Origin of the sequence: Roseisalinus antarcticus (genome assembly GCF_900172355.1) — a bacterium.
GTDB lineage: Bacteria > Pseudomonadota > Alphaproteobacteria > Rhodobacterales > Rhodobacteraceae > Oceanicola > Oceanicola antarcticus_A.
In genome coordinates this window covers 16,267-39,193 of the sequence record NZ_FWFZ01000029.1, presented here as the reverse complement: position 1 = coordinate 39,193, position 22,927 = coordinate 16,267, and the positions used below count along the sequence as shown (strand labels likewise).

At 60.7% G+C, this 22,927-nt stretch carries 24 protein-coding genes and 2 pseudogenes; 11 read left to right on the top strand and 15 right to left on the bottom strand.

Features of this window, described 5'->3' with window-relative positions:
* Positions 1-479 precede the first annotated feature (479 nt).
* Positions 480-722 (bottom strand): hypothetical protein, encoded by a 243-nt coding sequence (locus ROA7023_RS18585; protein WP_085880520.1) that lies wholly within the window; start codon positions 720-722, stop codon positions 480-482.
* 224 nt (positions 723-946) lie between these two features.
* On the opposite strand from ROA7023_RS18585, the gene ROA7023_RS18580 reads away from it, so the two are divergent.
* The 8 genes and pseudogenes from ROA7023_RS18580 (at position 947) to ROA7023_RS18545 (ending at position 8,091) form a co-directional block, all read left to right on the top strand.
* Complete coding sequence (locus ROA7023_RS18580) at positions 947-1,312, top strand: hypothetical protein (protein WP_370739247.1); 366 nt, start codon at positions 947-949, stop codon at positions 1,310-1,312.
* 181 nt (positions 1,313-1,493) lie between these two features.
* Complete coding sequence (locus tag ROA7023_RS18575) at positions 1,494-2,036, top strand: lytic transglycosylase domain-containing protein (protein ID WP_306372504.1); 543 nt, start codon at positions 1,494-1,496, stop codon at positions 2,034-2,036.
* Positions 2,033-2,323, top strand: a complete 291-nt coding sequence (locus ROA7023_RS18570) for a TrbC/VirB2 family protein (RefSeq protein WP_085880516.1) — start codon at positions 2,033-2,035, stop codon at positions 2,321-2,323. The genes ROA7023_RS18575 and ROA7023_RS18570 overlap by 4 nt, the downstream gene beginning before the upstream one ends.
* Before the next feature lie 9 nt (positions 2,324-2,332).
* Positions 2,333-2,611: a VirB3 family type IV secretion system protein gene (locus tag ROA7023_RS18565; RefSeq protein ID WP_085880515.1), complete on the top strand. Its 279-nt coding sequence runs from the start codon at positions 2,333-2,335 to the stop codon at positions 2,609-2,611.
* Positions 2,601-4,640, top strand: a pseudogene (locus ROA7023_RS18560) (VirB4 family type IV secretion/conjugal transfer ATPase); the annotation flags it as partial. The gene ROA7023_RS18565 and the pseudogene ROA7023_RS18560, both read left to right, overlap by 11 nt.
* Before the next feature lie 145 nt (positions 4,641-4,785).
* Entirely contained in the window at positions 4,786-6,420 is a 1,635-nt protein-coding gene (locus tag ROA7023_RS18555) for a TnsB C-terminal domain-containing protein (protein WP_143535634.1), read from the top strand.
* Between the two features lies 1 nt (position 6,421).
* Entirely contained in the window at positions 6,422-7,303 is an 882-nt protein-coding gene (locus ROA7023_RS18550; RefSeq protein ID WP_085880513.1) for a TniB family NTP-binding protein, read from the top strand.
* Entirely contained in the window at positions 7,240-8,091 is an 852-nt protein-coding gene (locus ROA7023_RS18545) for a TniQ family protein (protein WP_234992320.1), read from the top strand. Before ROA7023_RS18550 ends, ROA7023_RS18545 begins: the two co-directional genes overlap by 64 nt.
* Before the next feature lie 47 nt (positions 8,092-8,138).
* On the opposite strand, the pseudogene ROA7023_RS18540 reads toward ROA7023_RS18545, so the two are convergent.
* Together ROA7023_RS18540 and ROA7023_RS18535 are read right to left on the bottom strand one after the other, a co-directional pair.
* Positions 8,139-8,319, bottom strand: a pseudogene (locus ROA7023_RS18540) (MFS transporter); the annotation flags it as partial.
* A 10-nt stretch (positions 8,320-8,329) separates the two neighbouring features.
* Positions 8,330-8,590 carry a metal-sensing transcriptional repressor gene (locus ROA7023_RS18535; RefSeq protein WP_085880512.1) on the bottom strand — a complete coding sequence of 87 codons (261 nt, stop codon included), beginning with the start codon at positions 8,588-8,590 and terminating at the stop codon, positions 8,330-8,332.
* 497 nt (positions 8,591-9,087) lie between these two features.
* On the opposite strand from ROA7023_RS18535, the gene ROA7023_RS18525 reads away from it, so the two are divergent.
* The 3 genes from ROA7023_RS18525 to ROA7023_RS18515 all read left to right on the top strand — a co-directional run bounded on the left by ROA7023_RS18525 (position 9,088) and on the right by ROA7023_RS18515 (position 11,550).
* A complete protein-coding gene (locus ROA7023_RS18525) occupies positions 9,088-9,816 on the top strand; it encodes a HupE/UreJ family protein (RefSeq protein WP_085880510.1) in 729 nt (242 codons plus the stop codon).
* 19 nt (positions 9,817-9,835) lie between these two features.
* A complete protein-coding gene (locus ROA7023_RS18520; RefSeq protein ID WP_085880509.1) occupies positions 9,836-10,468 on the top strand; it encodes a transmembrane anchor protein in 633 nt (210 codons plus the stop codon).
* A 422-nt stretch (positions 10,469-10,890) separates the two neighbouring features.
* Positions 10,891-11,550 carry a class I SAM-dependent methyltransferase gene (locus ROA7023_RS18515; protein WP_085880508.1) on the top strand — a complete coding sequence of 220 codons (660 nt, stop codon included), beginning with the start codon at positions 10,891-10,893 and terminating at the stop codon, positions 11,548-11,550.
* Between the two features lie 282 nt (positions 11,551-11,832).
* Here ROA7023_RS18515 and ROA7023_RS18510 read toward each other — a convergent pair whose 3' ends face one another.
* From ROA7023_RS18510 to ROA7023_RS18460, 12 genes are all read right to left on the bottom strand, one after another.
* The gene (locus ROA7023_RS18510) at positions 11,833-12,561 is read right to left on the bottom strand and encodes a DUF736 family protein (RefSeq protein WP_085880507.1); all 729 of its coding nucleotides are present in this window, start codon (positions 12,559-12,561) and stop codon (positions 11,833-11,835) included.
* Between the two features lie 125 nt (positions 12,562-12,686).
* The gene (locus ROA7023_RS18505; RefSeq protein ID WP_085880506.1) at positions 12,687-12,992 is read right to left on the bottom strand and encodes a hypothetical protein; all 306 of its coding nucleotides are present in this window, start codon (positions 12,990-12,992) and stop codon (positions 12,687-12,689) included.
* Between the two features lie 99 nt (positions 12,993-13,091).
* Positions 13,092-13,553 carry a DUF6915 family protein gene (locus ROA7023_RS18500; RefSeq protein WP_085880505.1) on the bottom strand — a complete coding sequence of 154 codons (462 nt, stop codon included), beginning with the start codon at positions 13,551-13,553 and terminating at the stop codon, positions 13,092-13,094.
* 1 nt (position 13,554) lies between these two features.
* Positions 13,555-13,941, bottom strand: a complete 387-nt coding sequence (locus ROA7023_RS18495) for a DUF6878 family protein (protein ID WP_085880504.1) — start codon at positions 13,939-13,941, stop codon at positions 13,555-13,557.
* Between the two features lie 125 nt (positions 13,942-14,066).
* On the bottom strand, positions 14,067-18,329 hold the full coding sequence (locus ROA7023_RS18490; RefSeq protein WP_085880503.1) for a strawberry notch-like NTP hydrolase domain-containing protein: 4,263 nt from the start codon (positions 18,327-18,329) through the stop codon (positions 14,067-14,069).
* 129 nt (positions 18,330-18,458) lie between these two features.
* Entirely contained in the window at positions 18,459-18,854 is a 396-nt protein-coding gene (locus tag ROA7023_RS18485; protein ID WP_085880502.1) for a type II toxin-antitoxin system death-on-curing family toxin, read from the bottom strand.
* Complete coding sequence (locus tag ROA7023_RS18480) at positions 18,851-19,075, bottom strand: AbrB/MazE/SpoVT family DNA-binding domain-containing protein (RefSeq protein WP_085880501.1); 225 nt, start codon at positions 19,073-19,075, stop codon at positions 18,851-18,853. Before ROA7023_RS18480 ends, ROA7023_RS18485 begins: the two co-directional genes overlap by 4 nt.
* A gap of 51 nt (positions 19,076-19,126) precedes the next feature.
* Complete coding sequence (locus ROA7023_RS25705; protein ID WP_369596565.1) at positions 19,127-19,273, bottom strand: antitoxin PaaA2 family protein; 147 nt, start codon at positions 19,271-19,273, stop codon at positions 19,127-19,129.
* A 20-nt stretch (positions 19,274-19,293) separates the two neighbouring features.
* Positions 19,294-19,599, bottom strand: a complete 306-nt coding sequence (locus ROA7023_RS25260) for a hypothetical protein (RefSeq protein WP_268808017.1) — start codon at positions 19,597-19,599, stop codon at positions 19,294-19,296.
* 38 nt (positions 19,600-19,637) lie between these two features.
* Positions 19,638-21,746: a UPF0149 family protein gene (locus tag ROA7023_RS18470; RefSeq protein ID WP_085880499.1), complete on the bottom strand. Its 2,109-nt coding sequence runs from the start codon at positions 21,744-21,746 to the stop codon at positions 19,638-19,640.
* 298 nt (positions 21,747-22,044) lie between these two features.
* The gene (locus ROA7023_RS18465; RefSeq protein WP_085880498.1) at positions 22,045-22,563 is read right to left on the bottom strand and encodes a type II toxin-antitoxin system YhaV family toxin; all 519 of its coding nucleotides are present in this window, start codon (positions 22,561-22,563) and stop codon (positions 22,045-22,047) included.
* On the bottom strand, positions 22,560-22,886 hold the full coding sequence (locus ROA7023_RS18460) for a type II toxin-antitoxin system PrlF family antitoxin (RefSeq protein WP_085880497.1): 327 nt from the start codon (positions 22,884-22,886) through the stop codon (positions 22,560-22,562). Before ROA7023_RS18460 ends, ROA7023_RS18465 begins: the two co-directional genes overlap by 4 nt.
* Positions 22,887-22,927 lie beyond the last annotated feature (41 nt).

Here is a 22,927-nt window from a genome sequence, read left to right as displayed (position 1 = left end):
CAGCCTGGATCAGGTTGCTTTTCGTCTGGATCCTCTGCCGTCTCTACAACGTCGGCAATCCGACGACGCCGTACAGCGCAACAGCTGATCGCCGCGTAGCCGCATAATCGAGGAATTCACGGGCGACTAGCTGCGGCAGTCGCAGCGCTTCGGATCATTTGCTTCATGTTTCCGACTCCCTCTATAATAGTGTTGCGATACAAAACAACACGGACGATAGCAAGGAGATTTCATCGTAGGGCGATGGGAAGCATCGGTTAACGGCAACGGCGTGAGCCGCGCAGTGGTTTGGTAGGCTCAAATGCGCCACGACGGCTTCAAACGCCGCCGCAGTCAGACTTCATTGCTGCAGAGGTCAGGCCTTACCTCCGCGAAGCACCGCTCAGACGGCAGATCCCGGCAAAGTATGTTGGAGATGGGTGCCGGGGTTATTTCCAGGTCGGGATCCTTGAGAGAACGCAGGCTGCTCTCGCGGCACCTTACTCAAGAGCGTCAATGAACCGTCCATAGTCCTCGGTGACCTCGCGGGCCTCGACAAACGCCCGGGCACGCTCTTCATCGAGGCAGCGGAAATAATCCTGCACCTGAGCGATATAGCTCTCGAAATCTTCCCGAATCAGATCCGAGTAGATCCGCATGTCTTCTCGGGCTTGGGGAAGGAACGGCCGCTCCGGCGGAGTGCAGGCATCCACTCGACCTGCCGCCAAAGCAGCGATGATCATCAGCAGCAAGGCTCTGTTGCGCGCACTAGTCATGTGCAGGGCAAAACTCCTTTGCCGTCTTTAAGATCACGCTGTTGTCAGGTATCACTGTTATCGAAGCAAGGCGAGTTTCGTCAAGTCGTTTTTATTGTCTTGCTATCGTTAATGTTGTCTTGTATCTCCCATGGTGTTGCGACTCCGTGGGACTGATACTGCACCTCAGGCAGGGAAAGGACCTAAAGCGGATGGCCATGATAGAAGAAGCTCCGAATGTGGTTACAGAAGACGGATTGCGCGGCCTGCTTGCGGACGGCTACCTCATCGAGGTGGTCTGCAAGGAAGCGGCTGAAAAGCGCCACAACAGCTGGTACGGCACCTGGGTTGTCCGGGCCGTGGCCGCTGACGGGCGTGACGACAAGATGCTCGTCACCAGCCGCAGCGTCCTCAAGCTGCGCGATTTCAAGACCATCGTTGGCCTCGTCAGCTTCCTGGCTGACATGGGCTGCAAAACGACCTGCATCCCGCTCGAAGAGGGTGGGCGCGAACGACACGCGGCACCAGGGCGCACGCCCGAGCCGCGGACCGGCCCGGTTCTGGTCAAGGGCGACTGATCGCGCGCTTGGTCTCGTCTTTGCGCTGGCAACCGGGGTTTGTGCCGCTCCACTGACCGCCGAAACACTGACGGGCGCCAACGGCTTTATCTTTTCGGTTAGCCCTGACGGCCAACTGATCTCCGTCACCGCCGAACAGAGCACCCTGCGCGCGTTCCGAGGCGACGATGAGACCCAGAGCGTGGGCCAAACAGATCGGATTTTTCTTTTTGCAGCACCGCAGACCCCTGCAGACAATGATCCTCTGAGCCCTGTCGCGGCGGCTGCCATTATTGCCCCGCGCGCCGTTCGCGCTCCCCCAGAAATCCTTCTAGCCATCGAGACTACGGCGCTGCGCTATGCAGGCCACAGCGCCTTGCGCCGCGCAGGGCTCTCGGTGACCGACTGGGCGCTGTTCTACCGCGCCAACATCGAGGTCGAGAGCGCCTATAACCCAGGCGCGCTCAGCCCTGTCGGCGCCATCGGGCTTGGCCAACTCATGCCCGAGACGGCGCGCGATCTTGTCGTCGATCCGCATAACATGGCTCAGAACCTCGACGGTTCCGCCCGGTACCTGCTGATGCTGCTTGAGCAGTTTGGCGATCCGGCGCTGGCACTTGCGGCCTATAATGCCGGTCCCGAAGCGGTGACCCGCCACGGCGGCATTCCCCCTTTTAGAGAAACCCAAGGCCATGTGGCCCGTGTGACAGCCGTGTTCCAGCGGCTCAGAGGAGACCTGTCGTGACGTCCAAACCTACTTTTGCAGCACTTGGCGCGGTGGCCCTTATCGTGCTGGCGGGGCCTGCCCTTGCGCAGAGCATCGACCTTTCGCCGGTGCAAACCCTGCTGCAGGGCATCGTCGATGCGATCACTGGTCCCTTGGGCATCGTGATCGGCACATTGGCGCTGATCGGTGTGTTTCTGTCCTGGCTCTTTGGCATCCTCGATTTCCGCCAAGCGCTGTGGGTAGTGGTGGCCATCGCCGGCATTGCTGCGGCACCCACCATTGTCGCCGCGATCTGGACGACCTGAGCAAAACCCATGGCTGACCAGTCCCGCGTCTTCATTGGCCTTCTAAGGCCGCCCAAACTCATGGGTCTGCCGATCATGTATGCCATGGTCTGGCTCTTCGGCTCTAGCTTGCTCTTCCTCTGGGTACAGAGCGGGTTGGTGGCCGTGGGCGCAGGCCTCGCTTGGCCTGCGCTCTGGAAAGCCGCGGACTGGGATCCGAACTTCCTCGATGTCCTGATGATCACCTTGCAAGAAACCCCGCCCACCACGAACCGCAAGCTCCACGGAGGTGACAGCTATGCCCCGTGATAGACTGCTAGACGCAGTTGACCAGGATGAGGCCGGGCTCGACCCGCTGACTGCGCTGCCCCCTTGGGTCAAGGGCGAGAAGCGGCTTTCCTCGATGCTGCCCTATGTCAGCCTTGTCACTGACCGGACAATCCGGACGCGGGGCAACGAGCTGATGCAATGCATCCGCCTTGAGGGGGTGAACAGCACCACAAGCGAGGACGCGCATCTTGACCGGATCGGCAGCCTGCTGGCCGGGATCGTCGCCCAAGTTGGCACCGGATTTTCTTTCTATCTGCACAAGGTTTCAAAAGCGGTCGATGTGACCCTGCCCCCCATCCCGGGTGAAGGGTTTGCCTCTGCCCTCGACCAGCGCTGGCGCGCCCATCTCGGGCAAGCGGGCTTGCGCGACAAGACACTGACCCTTTCGATTCTGAAACGCCCCGAGACCGGCAGCCGCCTGCCCTTTGGCCTTGGTGCCTCCCGCACGCGGTTTGGTGCCGACACGACCCGCCGGTTGCGCAAGCTCGATGAAGTCGTGGGGTTTCTGCTGTCGTCCTTCGATGAGCTGAAGCCCCGCTTGCTCTCCGCCAGCACCGGCGAGCTTCTGGGGTTTCTCGGCTCGCTCAACACCGGCGAGGAGCATCCACTCTTTCCCCGCTCACGTCTTGGGGTGATTGCGGAAGACGTGGCCAATACCCGCGTCACCTTCCGGGGCACAACCATTGCGCTCAGTGACGGGGCCGTCGGCGATAAAGTCGGCGCAATCTTTGCGGTCAAGAACTACCCCGCCAAGACCGACAGCCTGATGCTCGACGAGCTGAACCTGCCCGTCGACATGGTGGTCACCCATTCTTTCGTGCCGATCAACGTCAACATCATGGCCGGCCGTATCAAACGGCAGCTCCGCCTGATGCAAGCCGCCAATGACGGGGCCGTCAGTCTCGCGCAGGAACTAGAACTGGCCCAGGACGATCTGGAATCCAAACGCCTGATCTTTGGCGAGCATCACATGACGGTGGCGGTTTATGCCCGCAGTCAAGCAGCCCTCGACGACATTGCGTCCGAGATCCGCAACATCGCTGCGACCTCCGGCATCAATCTGATCTCGGAAGCTTTTGGGGCGCGGGCTCATTTCATGGCGCAACATCCCGGGAATACTGGCGCGCGGAGCCGCAAGGCCGCGATCACCAACCACAACTTCGCCGATCTCGCCACGTTCCACCGCACCCCACTTGGCAAGACCGGAGCGGAACTGCCCTGGGGCGTGCCTATCACGCTTTTTCCGACGCCAGAGCGCAGCGGCTTTCGCTTCAATTTCCACGAACAGGGCGCGCCAGACCGGGAACCCACGGGCGGACATACGCTGATTTTGGGCCGTCCCGGCTCAGGCAAATCCGTGCTCGCGGCCTTTCTAATGACCATGGCTCGACGTGCGGGCGCGCGACTGTTCGTCTTCGATTACCGCGCCGGTATGGAGATGGCGGTTCGCGCCTTGGGGGGCAGCTATTCAACCGTGCGGGCAGGACGGCCCACAGGGCTTAATCCCTTGCAGACCGAGATCGATGCGCGCGGTCAGGCCTGGCTCGCCGACTGGCTTGCAAGCCTCCTTGAGCGCCGCGACCGGCCCCTGACCCCGGTGCAGACCAACCGGCTGCAAGAGGTTGTGCGCCAGAACGCCAGTGCCGGGAATGCGGGTTTGCGCAACTGGTCGGATTTCGCCTCGCTGCTGGTCTCGACCGATGACGAGGGCGATCTTTTCGAGCGCATGCAGGAATGGACGGCCGAGGGGCGCTACGGCTGGATCTTCGGAGCGAACACCGACGACACGTTCAGCCTCGATGGCGACGTTTCCGGCTTCGATCTGACCGGCATCCTCGATTCCGAAAGCGAGCGGGAACGCATGGCGGTGCTGTCCTATCTCTTCCGCCGCGTGGAGCGGGTGATCGAAGACCGCAAGCCCACGATCATCGTAATTGATGAGGCATGGAAGGCGCTCGACAATGCCTATTTTGCCGAACGCCTCAGCAACTGGTTGGTGACAGCCCGTGTCGCGTAGCCCTTAATTGTGAGATGAGAAATTCAACGAGATCAACGGCTGTGCTTTGCCCTTAAATATGAGATTTTGCCTTTAACTCCGATATTTTTGCCCTTAAACCTGAGACAGGGTTCACAGGCGTGTGCGGCAAATATCGATGGACAAAGATGGCGAAGGCACCGTTGCCGTTGGTGCGGAAGAGGTGCGCAGGGCGGCCGTGCTGCGTCCTCTTGTCCAAGCATATCTCAAAGGTACTGGCAGTCTGGAAAGTGGCATCAATGATGCCGTTTGGGAACTCGGTGTAAGCAGAGCGACAGTCTGGCGATGGATAAAGCGGTTGGCCGAGGAGGGTGGGCGTACCAGCGCTCTGGCTTCGCGAAAACGGGGCCGCCCGACTGGTACGACTTTGATATCCGGTAAGGTAGAAGCGGTGATCGAAGAGCATCTTCGCCGTTATTTCTTGCGGCGTGAACGTCCGAGCCTGTCGCGCGTCGCGACAGAAATCCGCAGCGCATGCTGGCAACAGGGCTTGCAACCCCCGACGCGGCGGACGGTTCAGCGCAGGCTGGATGCAATGGATGCCCGCGAAGTTGCCAAGGCACGAGTGGGCGCAAAGGCAGCCCGCCAGAAATTTGCGCCCGTCACAGGCGAGAACAAGGCAAAGCAGCCACTGGAGGTCGTTCAAATCGACCACACGCCTGCGGACATCATTCTTGTCGACAGTTTTGATCGCCACCCAATTGGCCGACCTTGGGTCACTCTGGCGATCGATATCGCCACGCGGATGGTGACCGGATACTACGTCGCTCTCGAGGCACCTTCTCGACTGTCAGTGGCGCTTTGCCTGACGCAGGCGGTGACCCCTAAGGCGGAGCTTCTGGCGGAATTGGAGTGCAGTGTTTCTTGGCCCGCACAGGGTAAACCGCACAGCATCCACGTCGACAACGGCCGCGATTTCCGGTCGCATGCCTTTCGGTCGGCATGTGCGGAATGGGGGATCAATCTGGTCTATAGGCCGCCGGGAAGTCCTCATTTCGGAGGGCACATCGAACGGTTGATCGGTACGATGATGGGGGCCGTACATCTGTTGCCGGGAACAACGCAATCCTCGGTCTTGGCCAAGGGCGACTACGATGCCGAAGGCATGGCCACCATGACGTTAAGCGAATTCGATCGCTGGTTCGCGTTGGAAATCTGCCGCTACAACAACAGCATTCATTCAAGTCTTGGCTGTACGCCCGTCGCCAAATGGGAGGCGCTCTCAGCGGAGATGATGGGCGACATCCCCTTTGAGATGGAAGCCTTTTGGGTGAGTTTCCTGCCAAGCGAACTGCGCAAGGTCAGGCGTGATGGCATCCATCTGTTCCAGATACGGTACTGGTCCGATGCCCTTGCAGGCCATATTGGGCGCGGGGATGGAAGGGTGGTCGTTCGCTACGACCCTCGCGACCTCTCGGTGATCTGGGTCGAACTGGATGGCGGCCGATACGTCGAGGCTCGGTACCGAAACCTGGAAATCCCACCCGTGTCTCTCTGGGAATACCGCGAAGCCATGAGGAAGGCACGTGCCCTTGGAAAGTCGGAGTCGAATGAACTGGTTCTCGCTGAGCTGATCCGACAGCAACGCCAGATCGAGGCTGAAAGCCGGGGACTTACCAAGGCTGAACGCCGGTCGCGTGAACGAAAAACTGCAATTAAGGGCTCTAACTCGGCTGTCGCGACAACCGAAGGGCTGCGCCCGATCGACACGGGTGATACATCGCGGCCATTGTTCAAGGTGGAGAGATGGTGAATTGAGGGCAGGGACAACTGAGGAAGACGGTCGGATCGCCCTCATTCAATCGGACATCTGGATTGGCTTTCCGCGGGCTGAACAAGTTCTGGACCGTTTGCAGGATATGATCGAAGCGCCAAGGCAAACCCGTATGCCTGGCCTTCTTGTGCATGGCGCGTCGGGGATCGGAAAGACGATGATAGCCCGCAACCTGTCGCGCAGATTTGCACCGGAATATGATCCAGCATCGGGAATTACGCGAACGCCGCTGTTGCTGTTACAAGCACCGCCAGCTCCCGACGAACGGCGGTTCTATCTGCACATCCTTGCGACCGTCGGGGCACCGGCCACGGCACTGAGCGCGCGCGCTCAAAATGTGGCCTCCCTCGAAGTCCGTGTCGTCGCGCTCTTGCGCGACCTTGGCTTGCGGATGATCATGATCGACGAGGTCCACAACCTCTTGGCCGGGACCCATCGCGAACAGCGCCGCTTTCTCAATGTTCTTCGGTATCTCAGCAATGAACTCGAGGTGTCGCTGGTCTGCCTCGGGGTCAGAGAGGCCGTAGATGCCATTCGCGGCGATATCCAGCTAGCTCGACGGCTGGACGAACATCACCTGCCAAACTGGCGCGACGACGCCGAATTCTCAGACATGATTCAGACACTTATTGCTGCCATGCCACTCGAAAAGAAATCCAACCTGAAGGTCAAATCTCTCAAGCAGGTCTTGGCACTGACCGGTGGCGTGACCTCGCGCATCTTCGCTCTGGTCAAGGATCTTTCCATTGACGCCATCGTCACAGGCGAGGAATGCATCACCGATGACGCAATCGCCAGATGGACGCCGGTTTGGTCGCGTCACGCGTCCGCTGGGCGGCGGCTCGAGAAGTCCGGGGTGTGACGCCGCGCCCGCTCCCGAAGACTGTCGCGCCTTTGCCAGACGAGTTGTTGTCAGGTTGGTTGTCCCGGCTGGCTGCGGCCAACTACTGTGATGACGCGGAACTGCTGGCTCATATCGAAATCGATACTACACATGGCGCCTCCTTGGACTTCAACGTCGACGCGGCTGCGGCGGAGAAAATTTCCGACGCCGCACGAACCAACCCCGACATCGTGCGGTCTTTGACTTTTCCGACAATGACGCCAGCAGAAGCCCTGCTGACGGCCCGGGTCCCGTTCCAGTCTTGTCCGGAATGCTCCCGACGGGGCCTTTTGCTCAGGCATTGGAGGCGAGCCTGGGCATTCGACTGCCAGGTTTGCGGCACGAGACTTGTGCAGACCCTTGGCAAGCCCAGAGGCGAACAGATATCCGAAAAACTGGTAAATCGTGCGCGCCGCGGGGCAGGGATGCTTGAGTGCGCCGCCCAATTAAGCAGCCCCAAGCAACTTCGGCGCGCCATGCGCGCGGTCACCTTTGCCATGTCACTAGTGACCTTCCGCGGGGAGCCGTTGTTCGCTCTTCAGAGCCATCGACAGGAAGTGAGGCTATTCTGCCTCGCAGCGATCGCTGCCGCTCGATCTCGTCCCTTGGTCAAAGCAGCCATCGTCAGCTCCGACATCGACGACTATGCAAGGGTTGCTCTACTGCGCACCTTCGAGAAGGAGCAACGTTTGCTCGCTGCGGTTGATCACATCGCGCAACGGCGTGCAAGAAGCATAGGCCCGATGGCAGTCGAATCTCACTATTAAGGGCAAAAAATGTAGCCGAACGCGCCGCGTCTCAGATTTAAGGGCAACGCGACAATAGGCGACCATCTTGATGGTGAAAACCGTGCCAAGCACCATCGCTGCATTGTCGCCCGCCAGATCGTAGGCGAGAAGTCCGAGCGCAACCGTGGCAAGCCCGGTGCCCAGAAGGGCTACGACCTGAGCAAGGAACAGATGGCGATAGGTGCGGTCGGCAAGAACTTCCAGCATGGCGATGTCCTCAGAGGTATCGGGAAATGGCTTTCAACTGGTCGCGATCGGCAGTCGAATGCTCGGCATCGAGGCAATGGTCGAGGTGATCGTGGATCAGTGCACGCTTGGCATTCGCGACGGCCTTTTCAACCGCCTGCATCTGTTGCGCGATCTCGAGGCAGGGCTTTCCCGCCTCGATCATTTCGATTACGGCGCGAAGATGCCCATCGGCGCGCTTCAGCCGGGCAACGAGAGCGGGATGGGTTGCATGCAGATGGGGCTTTGTCATAAAAGGAAGTTATCCTCCCCCAGAGGATAGAACAAGCTGGCACGACCAACGTGCCGCGAACTTAAAACGAGCAGGCAGGCAAACCGGTGAAACCCTTGCGAACATACGGACGGAGTGCGCTTGCGGCACTTCTATGCCTGTCGCTTATGGTCTGGTCTCTGGCGCCAAGCATAAGCCACACCCCGTCGGTGTTCGAGGTTGTGGCCGATCATGCTGAAATGATTGCCGAACACGGCCATTCGCACGGGCTCGAGGAGGACCTTTACTGGGCGCTCCATGGACATAGCCATGATGTTGCCGACCATGATCATAGTCAGGCCCTGCTCGCGCTCGGCGCAAGCTCGCACCCACTCTGGGGGTACCGAGACAATTTCCGGCTTCACCCTTCTTCAAGCGGGCCGCATCGTGCATATCTGATCGAACGACCTCCGCGCGTCTGATCGGCGCCGCTTCCGCGCAGCTTCACCGATCAGTCAACAACACACCGGAGATCCATCATGACCTCGACTTCGCGGGTCCTGCGGGCATTGGCACCACGCCAGTTGGCCACGCTGACCTTAATTATGCTGGCGGCATTCATGCTGACCGTCAGCCAGGCTCTTGCCCATAACGTTACCGCAGGTGACGCAGGCTATATTCAGGAAATCTGGGGGGTGAAGATCATCCCCTTCATCTATCTCGGCGCCAAACACATGGTGACGGGCTACGACCACATCCTGTTTCTGCTGGGCGTCGTCTTCTTTCTCTACAAAATGAAGGACGTCGGCATCTACGTCAGCCTGTTTGCCATCGGCCATTCGGTCACGATGCTATTGGGCGTCTGGTATGGCTGGGGCATCAACGCCTACATCATCGACGCGATCATTGGCCTGTCCGTGGTCTACAAGGCGCTCGACAACCTCGGTTACTACCAGAAATGGTTCGGGTTCCAGCCCAACACCAAGGCCGCCACGCTGATCTTCGGCCTGTTCCATGGCACAGGCCTCGCCACCAAGATCCTCGAGTATGACATCCCGCAGGATGGGCTTCTGGCGAACCTGCTGGCGTTCAATGTCGGGGTCGAGGTGGGCCAACTGCTCGCGCTCGCCGTGATCCTGATCGTCATGGGGTATTGGCGCCGCCACCCCGACTTCATGCGGCAGGCCACCGTCGCAAACCTGGTGATGATGGGCCTCGGCATCTGGCTAACCGGCTATCAGATCGCCGGTTACATCGCCTCAACATAAGCATAGATTGGATATTCACATGAACAACGCACCCAAACCGAACCTCGAAGACCTGCCGACCAAGGCGCAATTGTTCCGCTCAAGCGTCATCGCGGGGATCGGAGCAGTGGTGATCTTGGTCACCGTCTACCTGCCCGCAGAACATGCCATTGACCCGACCGGAGTTGGTCGCGTTCTCGGGCTGACCGAAATGGGCGAGATCAAGCTAGAGCTTGCCGCAGAGGCTGAGGCAGACCGCTTGCTGGACGAGCAACTTGGTCAGGACCAATCGTCGAGCGTTCTTGACGCCGTCTTCGGTCTGTTTATCGGCACTGCCCATGCCCAAGAGGCGCAAGAAGTCTGGCGAGACGAAGTGACATTCACCCTCGAACCCGGGGCCAGCGCCGAAGTCAAGATGACGATGGAAGCCGGGAATGTCGTCGAATACGCATGGACAGCGACCGGGGGGCGGGTCAACTTTGACCTCCACGCCCATGGCGGCGGCGAGTCGATCGATTACGAGCGTGGCCGCGGCGAAACGGCTGGCGAGGGCAGTATCGAAGCCCCCTTTGCCGGCAATCACGGGTGGTTCTGGCGGAACCGCGATAGCACGGCGATCACGATCACGATCCAGTTGCGTGGCGATTACAGCGAGATCGTCCAAAGCAATTAATCGATAGCACCTGCGGGAAACCGCAGGTGCCTCTTTCACCGCGCACTAGCGATCAAGCAGAACCTGTTTTCCGCCTTCGCCTGCAATGCCGCCAGCATCTCGATCGCAGCTGGCGTTCCACAACCCATCTTTGGCATTTTACGTTTATGGGACCGTAAAGACAACGGGAGGCGTATGATGTCGTCCTGATCCGCCAGTATGCCAATACCGAGGTGTTCACCCGGTACAAAGGCGCATGACCTGGTGAGACTCAGGGATGAACTATCCATCGAGACGCTTTGCTGATAATTTCAATGGTGAAATCGAGGCATCTTGTCAGCGTTGCTCAAAGATACCGGGTGCTTGACGTTATCGGCCGATCAGTTCCGGTTTCCAGCTTTGACGCGTTCAGCTATACCCTGATTTCAACGGAGGTTTGAGCGATGACGGCGGGTGAACAAAAGCACTGGGACGGCGTCTATGACGCGCGCGCAGAAGACGAACTGACGTGGTTCGAGGCGACGCCCGAGGTCTCGCTGGATCTTGTGCGAACCTATCTAAAACCCGGCGAGGCTTTCATCGACGTTGGTGCCGGGGCGTCGCGGCTGGTGGATGCATTGCTCGAGACGGGTCTCGGCCCGCTTACCGCGCTGGACCTTTCCGACGCCTCATTGGCCCAGAGCAGGCAGCGGCTCGGTTCGCACAGCGACAAGGTCGCGTGGGTCGAAGCAGACGTGACAAGGTGGCAAGCTGATCGGCAATACGCGGTCTGGCACGACCGGGCCGTATTTCACTTTCTGACCGACGCCGAGGATCGCGCTGCTTATGTGCGCGCCATGACACGGGCGCTCCGTTCCGGTGGGATCGCTATCATCGCGACCTTTGCCGAAGATGGGCCCGAGAAGTGCTCGGGGCTCTCGGTAGTTCGGTATGCGCCCGAAGCTCTGGCAGAGGAACTCGACCGGTTGCATCCCGGCCAGTTCGAGCTGATCGACACGAGACGGCATATGCACATCACGCCGAAGGGTAACCAGCAGAGCTTTCAGTACAGCATCTTCAGGAAGAAGGGATCCACCACCCAGGCAGGACGACGGATTTCTTGAGTTGTGGGCTTACTCGTTTAGCCATTGGCAATCTTGTACGTCCACCTGAACGATCCACAGCATCATTGGGGTAAGCAAACGCACTCCGACTGACTGCTTTGGGTCAAACCTTCGCGCAATTTTGCAGCCCCAGCATAGCTGGCATTGCGTTTGCCACGACCGAACTCAGTCCAAGTCCCGCGATTACAGATATTATCTCTCAACCACGCCAGCACAGCAAAAAGGGGAACCGTGTTCCCACGGCTCCCCTTTCGGTTCAGATGCTCAAGTCTCGTTACTGGATCACGCAACCAGTGACAGCCCCGCGCCCGCGTCCTGCGGCTGCTCACCGCTGTCAATGAACGGGATGATCGAGAAGGTCTGGCCACCGCGCTGCTCTTCGTTCTGCACGGCGTTGACCCGCAGGTCGCCATCGGGCGTGTTGATCAGCAGCGACAGGTAGTCGTTGCCGGTGCGGCTGCTTTTTGCCATCCAGGCCGACCCAACGCGGATCGGCGTGCCACGGGGCGAGCTGACCTCGATCCGGTAATCGGGGTGGGTCTCCTCGGCTTTGTAGCTGTTCTCGATCAGCATGAACTCCAGATCGAACATCATGTTGGCGATGTAGCCGGTGAAGGCATTGTCGGCATCCATCGCAGTCATCTCGCCCGAGATCGACCCGGATTTCATCAGGGCGTTCGAGACCAGCGGGATGATCTCGAACGCGCCGCTCTGGGCCGCGCGCGCCTCTTTGGTTTGCACCGCGTTGACCCGGAACGGGCCCAGGCCGACATCGATCTGCATCGAGATGTAGGGGTTGCCACTGGTATTGCCGGTTTCGTTCCAAGCCGTGCCGATGCGCACCTTGCGACCGGATTTGTTCACCGCCGTGACGTCGTAATCCGGGCTGCGCGCGGACATCTTGGCCCGTGCCTCGAGCTGGATGGCGATGTCAAAGCGCGTCCCGTGGATCATGCCGGAGTACTCGGCGGCTGCGGTCTCGACATTGCGGGTGAGGGTTCCTGCGAACATGGGATGGTTCCTTCTGGATTGGCCGGTGCCTGACGTCCTTGCCAGCGCATCCGGGATTGCTTTCTCGACCCCTTGAGGAGTCGCAAAACCGAAAGCTTGCTTTCCCTTTATGCCCCGCCCCCGGCTCAGCGCTGCCGTCTGAGTGGGTGTGCCGCCGCGCCTCCGGGTGCTGTACCCCTTCCCTGCCCGTCTGGTCTTGATTGGCGGCCCGGATTTTCCTCGTAGTCCTCCGCCGGGCCCACGATGAAGAACTCGATCTCATCTCCATTCAACCGATGCCCGCTCCGGTCGGTTAGTCCGATGCAGCTGCCGTTCGGCACATAGGTGATTAGGTACTGACCGAGCCGGTCTTTGTGGACAACGTAGCCGTTATTGGCCCAATGCACGGTCTGGCCAGCATCGACGGCCGCCTTGATGTCTTCGAGTGTCATGCGATCCTCCTCAAGAAGATTGGTGGGGAAACGATGCAAGAAGCCCGGTGTCCAACCGGGCTTCCGCGCAGCATTCGTTTGGCAAGGAGTCGGTAGCTATCAGGCGTTTTGCGCCGCTTGCATCGCGCGCGCCGCCATCCATTCCTTCAGGCCGAGAACCGTTCGACCGGCCGCGACCTTGGATACCCAGGCGGCCCTTGGATCGCCGCAGGGCTCGATGCCGACATGGCCTTCGATATGGCCATTGGCCATCCACGGCTCGGGCTGGATCCGGCGCAGCCAATCCGCCATGCTCGGGATACGGCCCTGACAGTCTTCGCGGACATGTTGTTCGCCAATCCAGCGCACGGGGATGTCTCGTCCCGCGCTATTGGTCAGGGTCAGGCCGAAGACACGTTCGGCCTCGAACAGACCTTGGGCATGGTGGCGCAGCGCCCTGTGCGTGAAGAGCGCGAGGCGCTCTTTCGAGGCGTCGAACCAGTCGTGCACAGCCTGATAGTCAGACGGCACCCCGCCGAAATTCCGGGCTGAGCTTTCTGCATGATGAAGCGGGTGAGCCATCTCAAAGCCCCTCGTCATAGCTGTGCGAGCAGTCCACGAAACGGTCCGCGTGATCGAGGGTGATACTGTCGGCTGCGATGTCCCAGGTCAGCGTACCATAGCCGCCCTCGTTGTTCTCGAACCCCGGGTGATGGTGATAGGCGAGCAACCAAGCGAAGTCGCCAACCTCTGTGGCAAGCGCCTCTGGCAATTTGACCTCCGCAGGCTGCACCGTCACATCCTCGACATTGCCGGAGTCGCCATAGCCTTCGTATTCTGCTGTGACTTGCGCGATGCCGAGCGTGCGCAATTGCGCGACCAGCGCTTCTCTGGATGCCTTCAGGGAGGTTTCGCGCTCCGCGCGCCACTCAGCCGCCAACGCGGCATAATCGATCTGGGGATTGGTCATGGGTCTGTCCTCTTGTCTGGAGTTTGGGGCGGGGCCAAGCATGGCATTGGTCTGCCCGCACCCCGGAAGCGCAGACCGGCCAAATCTCGATCCGCGACGCCCGACCCGAAGCCCGCTTTCACTTTTCAGGCAGCTTGTTCTGCCGTCATGGCGGGTCCCCGCCCCACGATCCGGGTCAGAATGCCCGCTGTATCGACCCCCTCCCGATGCGGCAGGAACACCCGCAGCTGGAAGGCGATGATCTCGGTGAAGCAGCCGAGGGCCTTGAGGCCTTCGATCATGCCCTTGTCCGCGCCACCCAGCTCGAGGCGCATCTCGCCCGCGACGCGGCGACGGGTCAGGGTCAGACCCCGGCCCAGATCGACCGGCGCGGTGCTGCCAAGGGCCGCAGTCAGCATCTCTTGCAACGTCTTTGGATTAGAGACGAGGAAGCGGGCGCGTAGCGCTGCCGCCCCTTCCTCGCTCAGCGTGCGCCCGATCATCGCGGTCACCCCGTCGGGCGTGACCCGGTAGATACGCTCATTCGTGGTCGGAATATCCTTCCAGATTGGCAGCAGCAGCCCGGTCAGCAGGTAGAGCTTGGTCGTGGTGGTTTTGGGCAGAGCTGCGGCCTCTTCATCCCAAAGCCGGGTGAACTCGGGTCTGTCGATGTCTTCCCAGGCGGAAGCTTCAAAGCGCGCCTCCTCGAGATAGCTCGACCCGTTCGGCCGCACCGCCTTGCGCATCAGGGTGACGATATCCTCGTCATACATCTGCATGGGCCGCGCCGAGATGAGCGCCGCGCGGCCGGAGGCGCGGTTGACCATCATGGTCTTGTCCGGATTACGCGACATGGCCTCTTCGGCGCCGAGGACGTGGACCGGGTCGGTCACCTCGAGACCGATGATCCGCGTCACGGCGCCAGATTTCGGGCAGGTCCAGAGATCCTCCACCCCGACCTGTTCGATCTTTTCGCCACGCAGCGTCTCCACCCCGAGATCGAGTGTTCCCGCCGCCCGCGCCCGTTCGGTCTGATCGGTAATCCGTCGCATGAACTCCGCAAAGAGCGCGTTCTGCATATGGATGGGCAGTGCCAGCACCCGGTTGAGGAACCGCTGGATCGGCGGAAGCTCTTCGAGCAGCACCCCGTCCTTGTCGATCAGTCGCAGGGCTGTCCAGTCGGTGAAGCTCTCGTAACTCATCGCCTCGGCGCGCCCGGCGGCGAGATCGGCGTAGTAGCCGCGCAGCGCCGCCCGCGCGATCGGACTTTCGAGATTATCCTCCTCGCGGAACATGCCTTGCGAGCCGGTCTCGCGCTGGCCCTTGGTCAAAGCCCCCAGCTGGTCGAGGCGCTTGCTGATCGTCGAGGTGAAGCGCTTCTCGCCATGCACATCGGAGGTGCAGACCCGGAAGAAGGGCGCGCTGACCTGGGCCGAGCGATGCGTACGTCCGAGCCCCTGGATAGCCGCATCCGCGCGCCAGCCGGGCTCCAGCAGGTAGTGCCGCCGCCGCTTCTGGTTCTTCGCCGATCTCGAGGCATGATAGGAGCGGCCCGTCCCGCCCGCATCGGAGAAGATCAGGACATCCTTCTCGCCGTCCATGAAGGCTTGGGTCTCAGACGAATTGCTGCTGGCGGCACGCTTCTCGATGAAGAGATGGCCGTCTTCGGCCTTGAGGGGCCGGATCGACCGCCCCGTGACCTCCGCGACGGCCTCATCGCCGCAGGCCCATAGGATCTGGTCGAGCGCCGAGGGGATCGGGGCGAGCGTCATCAACTCCATCATGGCCGCATCGCGCAGGGCGAGCGCCTCACGCGAGACGACGAGCGCGCCGGTCTCATCGCGGAGCGGCTCGGCCACCATGTTGCCATCGATCTCGACCAGCTTTTGCGCATGGATCGGGAAAGCCTGTTCGAGGTAGCCGAGAACATAGTCGCGCGGCGTCAAGGCACCCTCGACGAGTTCATCCTCCGGGTCCATCGTCTCAAGCCGCCGCTTGAGCAGGCTTTCGCCCGTCGAGACCACCTGGATGACGCAGGCATGGCCTGCTGCCAGATCTTCCTCGATGGCACGGATGATGGTCGGGGCTTTCATGCCCATCAGGAGATGATTGAAAAACCGCTGCTTGGTGCTTTCAAACCGGGACTTGGCCGAGGCGCGTGCGGCCGAGGCATTGGTCTCGCCTGAGGCATCATTGACGCCGGTGGCAGTCAGGGCAGCCTCGAGATTGTGGTGGATCGTGCGGAAGGCGGTCGCATAGGCGTCGTAGATTTCGATCTGTGCCGGGGTGAGCGCGTGTTCGAGCACATCATATTCAACGCCATCGAAGCTGAGCGCGCGGGCCGTGTAGAGCCCGAGCGTCTTGAGATCGCGCGCGACCACCTCCATGGCCGCCACGCCGCCCGCTTCCATCGCCGAGACAAAGCTCTCGCGGCTCGGGAAGGGGTATTCGGGGCCCTGCCCCCAGAGACCGAGACGCGCCGCGTAGGCCAGGTTGTGAACACTGGTGGCGCCCGTGGCAGAGATGTAGAACACGCGGGCACGCGGCGCGGCCAGTTGCAGCCGCAGCCCTGCAAGGCCCTGCTGGGAAGGTTTGATCCCCCTGCCCTCACCAGACCCGGCAGCGTTTTGCATGGCATGGGCCTCGTCGAAAGCCAGCACGCCGTCGAACCCCTCGCCCATCCAATCAAGGATCTGGGTCAGCCGCGTGGTGCCGCGTTTGCCCGCGGAACGCAGCGTGGCGTAGGTCGCGAAGAGTATGCCATCGCCCATGGGGATGGGCTGGTCCGGTTTCCATTTGGAGAGCGGCTGAATGTCGGCGGGCGAGCCACCGAGATCGGTCCAGTCGCGAATGGCGTCCTCGATGAGCGTGGCGGACTTGGAGACCCAGATCGCCTTCCTGCGCCCGGCAAGCCAGTTCACGAGGATCAGCCCGGCGCATTCGCGTCCCTTGCCGCAGCCGGTGCCGTCCCCGAGGAAATAGGCGAGGCGATAGGCGCTTGCGTTGGGATCATCATCGGCGCGCGTCAGCTTGGTCTGGTCGTCATCAATCGTAAACCGCCCCGGCAAGTCACGCCCGTGGGCATCATGTGCCATGATGATGGTCTCGAGCTGCGCCTCGGAGAGATGTCCCTCCTCGATCAGCTTGGCGGGCAGGCGCAATTCCGCACTGGCCGCGCCTGAGGGCATGGGCGGTGCGACAGAGGCCATGGCGATGCTCTCGACGAGTGGCGTGGGATGTTCTTGCGCGCCCGCGATCTCGATCCGCTGCGGGCGGTAGCGCGCATAGATGTCCGAGACGGGCGTGTTGTCGCGCGGGACATCGAAGCTTGTGAAGCTGAGCGGGATGGCGGCATTGGCGCGGGGCTTGGCGGCGGCGACAACATCAGCTGGGTGCTTGCGCGCGACAGATGCTGGACCGACCGATCGCGCATGAGGGCTTATCGCCGCCCGTTGGGCGGGGCGCAACTCGGGTCGGGTCGCGGCCACAGCGTCGACAAAAGGAAGGGCTTCCTCCAGATCCTGTACTGTGGCGCGGATGAGCTCGCCGTCCTCTTGCACCTTGTCGAAGACCATCAGCTGGGTCTCCACCGAGGTGCCGAGCTTGCGGTAAACCTGTCCGGGCATCGTCAGCGCTAGGCGCGGCGTAAGCAGGCCGCAGGCGCGAGACCAATGCGCGGCATCACGCTCCGGGCTGAACCCCGGCGGCATGATCGCCACAAGCCGCCCGCCGGGTGCCAGGCGCTTCGCGGCAGCGATGAGATGTTTTGCAGCGATGTGCTTGTCCCGGGAGCGGTCGACCGAGGATGCGAAGGGCGGATTCATCACCACGACGTCGGGTAGAACCGGCGTCTGCAGCAGATCGTCGATATGCTCGCCGTCATGGCCTGTGACCTCGCCGCCGAAGAGGGCGCGCAGGAGGCGCTGGCGAAAGGGGTCGATCTCGTTGAGCAAAAGCGTGGCACCGGCCTGGGCGGCGAAAGCGGCGAGGGCACCGGTGCCAGCCGAGGGCTCCAGCACGGTCTCGTCCTTGCGAATGGCTGCCGCCCGCACCGCCAGGGAGGCAAACGGCAGAGGCGTGGAAAACTGCTGCAGCCGGATCTGCTGCTCTGACCGACGCGTTTCTGTCAGGAGCCGGGAGGCGAGGAGCTTTGCGGTGGCGACGTCACATGCCGCGTCGTCCCCACACACCAGCACCCGGATGGCCGCGGCCTGCATCAGGTCGTAGGCCATCCGCCAGTCCCAGGCGCCCCCGGCATCGCTGCAATGAAACGTCTCGCGCATGATCCGCGCGAGCGCTGAACTACGCAGGGGTGGGTTGTCGATCTCCACGCCGATTTGCGCCAGCGCAGAGACGAGATCAGCGTCGGAGATTGAGAGAGCCGAGTTTGCCGGTTTGGGCCTGGACATGGGGATTTTCCTTTGGATCAGGGTCTGAGTTCCAAAGGACAAAAAGCCCACTTTTCCCTTTTGCGGATGAGTATCCGAAATCAAAAACAGGGTCAGATCAGAAAGGACCAGACAGGATCGCCAATGCGATCAGACTGCGTCGGTCTCCGTGGATAGGTCGCGCAGCCATGTGGCAAATGCGTCCTCACTCACCTGATCGGCGGCAAGGTCTTCCATCATCCGGACACCCTTTCCGGGATCGGGTCGCAGATACACGCCATTGAGCCGCAAGAATGTAAAGGCTGCCACGAAAGCGGTGCGCTTGTTGCCATCGACAAAGGCATGTGCTTTTGCAATGCCATAGGCATAGGCCGCCGCGATCGCGAAGACATCTGCGTCCTCATAGGACGCCCGGTTCAACGCCCGGGCGCATCCCATTTCAAGAAGAGCCGGATCACGGGTCCCCGGCGCACCGCCGTGGCGCGCGATCTGGCGATCATGGACGACATACAAGGCCGCCAGCGGAACCCAGACCCAATCGCTCATGCAAGTGCTTGAAGCAGATCGCGGTTCTCATCCATGACGATCTCGGCTGCCGCAAGTGCGGCCTGCAGCTCGGGGTTTTCCGTCATCAGCTTCAGCCCGCCATCATCCGTGCGCACCGCATAGAGGGTATCCCCCTCCTTGGCATCCAGAAGCGCGAGCATCTCGGTGCTGAGTGTCACAACGGCGGAATTGCCGACTTTGCGGATTTTTGCTTCGATCATGGTAGGCCTCCCGTGGTTATACATATGTATATACGAAACCTCTGCACTAGGTCAAGTTTGCTCCTGGCACTTTTCGTCAATCAACGTCTGCAACTGATGCATCGCGTGGGCGTGCGATATCGGCGGGCGCGGGTCTTTGAGCGCTTCCTGCACCCTGGATCGAAACCAGGCATCGTGGGACTTCGTTTCAGCGGTCACGGAAATGGTCGTCGAGCCCCCTATCCAGAAGCTCGCCTAGGTAACTCGGTATATCGGTAACGCTCAGAACGACCTGAGACCGGCGGTCGGGGGATTGGACCTTGGACCCGTCGACTTTGTCGCAGGCCTGTTTGCGATCTGAAGGCTGTTTCAACTCGGGTCTCCCATTGACGTGTTGATCGAACGTTACAGCAAAGTTTCCCGAACGATAAGAGCCTTGAAATCTCTATCTCTTTCATCGCCTCAAGCCACCCTTCGACATAGGCGGCGCTCTGGTCGAATTCAGGTTCCACCCCGATTTGCGTGCAAAGCATGCAGTTTCCGATTTCCGCGACTTATCCTGATAGTCAACCCAAGAAAGCTATCATTTCTGCTTGTCACATTGCTTGATCAGCCATTTGTGCAAGGCGGGAGCTTGGTCCGGTTTGGTTTTGAAATCCGCCGCCTGTTCGAGGAGCGCGCGCATGGCTTTGCCGTCTTTGCCGAGGGATTTGTTAGGCCAATGGGGTTTATGCGCTTCCCATGCTGTTAAATAGCCGTCAGCCCAGATGGAAAACAGGACCGGGTCCGCCGGGAACAGCGCCTCCGCCGGAGCGCCGTCCCGCAGCAAGGACAGACGGTGATTGTAGGCTATTACGATCAGGTCGAGGAGTTTTTGCAAGTCCGCATCGGAGGCGAGATCTTCTGCCACGACATTGAAAATCGTGATGATCCACTCGGAGGGTTTGATGAACTTGGGAGCGGTGCAAAGACCTGTCAAAAAGCCTTCCATCCAGGCGGGTGTGATCTTGGCCGGACGCAGAAGCTTATCCAGCGCCTTTTGTTCCTTTGTGCCGAACGGTGCGACCTCGGCGTAGGTTCCCGGGGCCGCGCGTTCTTCGGTGACCTCAAGACCGCCGAACGGCATCGGCGGCGCGTCCTGATGAACCCACGCCTCAAAGCTCATGGCGTGCACGAAATGCATGATCGGGGCCTTCTTCAGGTCGCGGCCCTCGGACATGGCCTGGGCCACGGCGACAAGCTCAGGCGTTGTGGGGTTCTTTGCAGCCGCCAGCAAGGCGGCATTGCGGGCAAAGATCATGGCCCAAAAGTCGCGGCGGGTCTCCAGATGCTGCCAAAGCTTGCGGGTCATGGCATTTTGGGTCGTTGCACTTTCGATGGCATCTGACGATGCGTCGCTGTCCTCGAACCAGCTGTCCGAGATCGGGAAGTGATCAGGCCAATGCTCACTCGCCATGATCAGGCTGCCGCGTGCGCGGACGGAGAGAGTGGAGACGGCGCCTTCGGGGTCAGCAATGGCCGCGATGTCTGCAATATCTGCCGATCGCGGGCGCAGATCGGCAAAACCTGCGGTCTCGACGACATCGAGCAGACCCGCGGCGGGCATTGTCCCGTTCGCTTGACCGTCCGCAAGCGCCCAGGACAGAGCGGTGAACGCATAATCTGTTGTTGCCTCCAAGGCGCCTGACTCATTTGCAATCTGCGCGATCATCTGTTTTTGCTCGGAGGCGCTGGTGCACGGAAGCACAAAAGCGTCTTTCACGCCAAACCCCTGTTTGAGCAGCACCACCGCCAAAGCACGTCGGCCACCCGATTGAATGGCCATAGAGAGGCTCTGCGCACCGCTGCCATCGACCATCGAGGATACAACGCGGTGGATCTTGGGTTTTGAGCGCGTGTCAGTTGCCGGCGTCCCAGTTTTGAGGGCGGATCGGATGATCTCATCCATACCGCGCAAGGTGTCAGGGTCTTGTAGCCAGCTTCGGATCAAGGTGATGCGCGATAACAAGGTTTGAGACAGATCACCCGCCTGCTGGCGCAGAGCGAGACCGGTTAGCGCGCCGGAGCTCACCGAGGCGTCTGTCGCAAGAAGCAGCGCTGCGGCGGCATCTCCACATAGGGACTCTGGTCGGGTAGCGAGTTTGCGAATGAAAGCAAAGCGCGCTTCTGGCGGCAAGGTTGGCAGCATCTCGTCCAGCATCGCCAGCATGGCCGAAACCGAGTCTTCGCCGATGTCATTGAAGCCTTTGAAGATGCCGTCGAACATCTCATCGGGGATGTCGGGAATACCGTTGATGTCAGCAAAGGCATCCGGGTCTTCGGAGATGACCGCATGGGCCAGCGATGGTGGCGGGGTCAGGCCCGCACGCGTCCAGGCGCTGGAGAGAGACAAGGCCGTTTGGGATGTCAGGTCGGCGTCGAGCAAGGCCACCACATCGCGCATGTCATCCAGGAAGGTGCGCCCTTTGCGCTGCCCGTTCTCATCGGCCATGCGGGCCTCATCCAGTGCGGCGACCAGCATCGCCATCTGGCCGTCCGACAATGGGCCACTTGCGGCCTCTTGGATCAGCGCAGCGCAGAGGTCCGGGCGCGTCAGAAGATCCTTGCCACACCGCCGTAAAAGCTCTGACTGCTGCAACGGCAACTTTGGCGCTTCCACGGCCCGAACCATCTTTGAAAGAAACGCGTCCACCCTGATCCCCCTCGGTTGACATCATTGCATTGCAGAAAGTTTGGTTCTGCCCAAGGCAAAACCATATCTTGGCCGATTACTCCCCCGAAATCTGCCCTATCACGATGCGAATTCGCGCGCGTTCCGCCTTGAGAGAGGCCCGCTAGAGAGCTGGCAATCGCTTCTCTTTGAGCAATGATTTGACGTCTTCCTCTGCCTTTTGCCAGGCTGGCAGGTGGCGCGCGCGGATACAGGCGTTCGGGCATTTGGTTGACAGCCATAGCGCTGCCTGTGCGTCGCGGGCGCTCCCAAAGCCATCTCAACGGCCAGGCGCCGCTTCAAGAGACTTCTCGAAACGCTTTTCTGCCGTCGCGGCTTCTTTGATGAGCGCGTCGAAACTGTCAGGTGGATTGCCATCTTCCAACATCCCTTTGAATGTCGCATAGGCATCCGTTTTGCTGCCGTAGGCGCGCAGGGTCTTGTCGTCGTTCACCCATGCCACCACGATGACCTTCGCGTCACTGTTGAACCGGTAGAACAACCTATACTGTTGGAAGAATTTCGCCCGGAACCAGTGCTTGCGATGATCGCCGAGTGTGCCGCCTTGCCGGAATGCCGCGGCACCCGGATCCGCCGGTATGGCCTCGGTCACCAGCTTGAAGATAGCGGCCAGCCGTTTCGTGCAGTTCTTTTTGCGCCAGGTCTTGGGATCGCGCGTTCTTCGCGCCTCGGCCTCGAGGGTCAGCCCTTCGAGCTGATCAAGAAAGAGCGGATGCGCATAAATCGACCATCCATTTACGACGAGTGGCGCTTGGGCAGGCACCGTATCGCCAGTCATTCATCCTCGAGCGAAAGCGGGGCATCGAGATCGACGTCAACGTCTCTGACCAGTGATGCAAGACGGTCATGCAAAGCGCCATCGAACGCCCGAATGCGGTCCGGATGCGCCTTGATATCGGCCTCGACAAAATCGAGAAAGGCGCCAAGCACGGGATCTTCCTCGTCGCTGCGCACGGGCTCGATATAGACCCTGCCACTCGGCTCGGTGCAGTAGCGAATCTGGTCGCCCTTGCCCAGCTTGAGCTGCTTGCGCACACCCGCCGGAACGGTCGTCTGATACCGATCCGTGAGTTTCGATACATCTTGTGCGAGCGCTGTCATGGCAGTTTCCTGAAAGAAAGGGGTCTTTACTGCTTGCGTTA

Coding starts and splice junctions, on each gene's coding strand:
- ROA7023_RS18545 (WP_234992320.1), top strand. CDS start 7,240: ATGGACGCCGGTTTGGTCGCGTCACGCGTCCGCTGGGCGGCGGCTCGA.
- ROA7023_RS18510 (WP_085880507.1), bottom strand. CDS start 12,561: ATGTTCGCAGGAACCCTCACCCGCAATGTCGAGACCGCAGCCGCCGAG.
- ROA7023_RS18460 (WP_085880497.1), bottom strand. CDS start 22,886: ATGACAGCGCTCGCACAAGATGTATCGAAACTCACGGATCGGTATCAG.
- ROA7023_RS18580 (WP_370739247.1), top strand. CDS start 947: ATGGCCATGATAGAAGAAGCTCCGAATGTGGTTACAGAAGACGGATTG.
- ROA7023_RS18490 (WP_085880503.1), bottom strand. CDS start 18,329: ATGTCCAGGCCCAAACCGGCAAACTCGGCTCTCTCAATCTCCGACGCT.
- ROA7023_RS18535 (WP_085880512.1), bottom strand. CDS start 8,590: ATGACAAAGCCCCATCTGCATGCAACCCATCCCGCTCTCGTTGCCCGG.
- ROA7023_RS18500 (WP_085880505.1), bottom strand. CDS start 13,553: ATGGCTCACCCGCTTCATCATGCAGAAAGCTCAGCCCGGAATTTCGGC.
- ROA7023_RS18565 (WP_085880515.1), top strand. CDS start 2,333: ATGGCTGACCAGTCCCGCGTCTTCATTGGCCTTCTAAGGCCGCCCAAA.
- ROA7023_RS18520 (WP_085880509.1), top strand. CDS start 9,836: ATGAACAACGCACCCAAACCGAACCTCGAAGACCTGCCGACCAAGGCG.
- ROA7023_RS18485 (WP_085880502.1), bottom strand. CDS start 18,854: ATGAGCGATTGGGTCTGGGTTCCGCTGGCGGCCTTGTATGTCGTCCAT.
- ROA7023_RS18555 (WP_143535634.1), top strand. CDS start 4,786: ATGGACAAAGATGGCGAAGGCACCGTTGCCGTTGGTGCGGAAGAGGTG.
- ROA7023_RS18505 (WP_085880506.1), bottom strand. CDS start 12,992: ATGACACTCGAAGACATCAAGGCGGCCGTCGATGCTGGCCAGACCGTG.
- ROA7023_RS18465 (WP_085880498.1), bottom strand. CDS start 22,563: ATGACTGGCGATACGGTGCCTGCCCAAGCGCCACTCGTCGTAAATGGA.
- ROA7023_RS18495 (WP_085880504.1), bottom strand. CDS start 13,941: ATGACCAATCCCCAGATCGATTATGCCGCGTTGGCGGCTGAGTGGCGC.
- ROA7023_RS18525 (WP_085880510.1), top strand. CDS start 9,088: ATGACCTCGACTTCGCGGGTCCTGCGGGCATTGGCACCACGCCAGTTG.
- ROA7023_RS18585 (WP_085880520.1), bottom strand. CDS start 722: ATGATCATCGCTGCTTTGGCGGCAGGTCGAGTGGATGCCTGCACTCCG.
- ROA7023_RS18480 (WP_085880501.1), bottom strand. CDS start 19,075: ATGATCGAAGCAAAAATCCGCAAAGTCGGCAATTCCGCCGTTGTGACA.
- ROA7023_RS18515 (WP_085880508.1), top strand. CDS start 10,891: ATGACGGCGGGTGAACAAAAGCACTGGGACGGCGTCTATGACGCGCGC.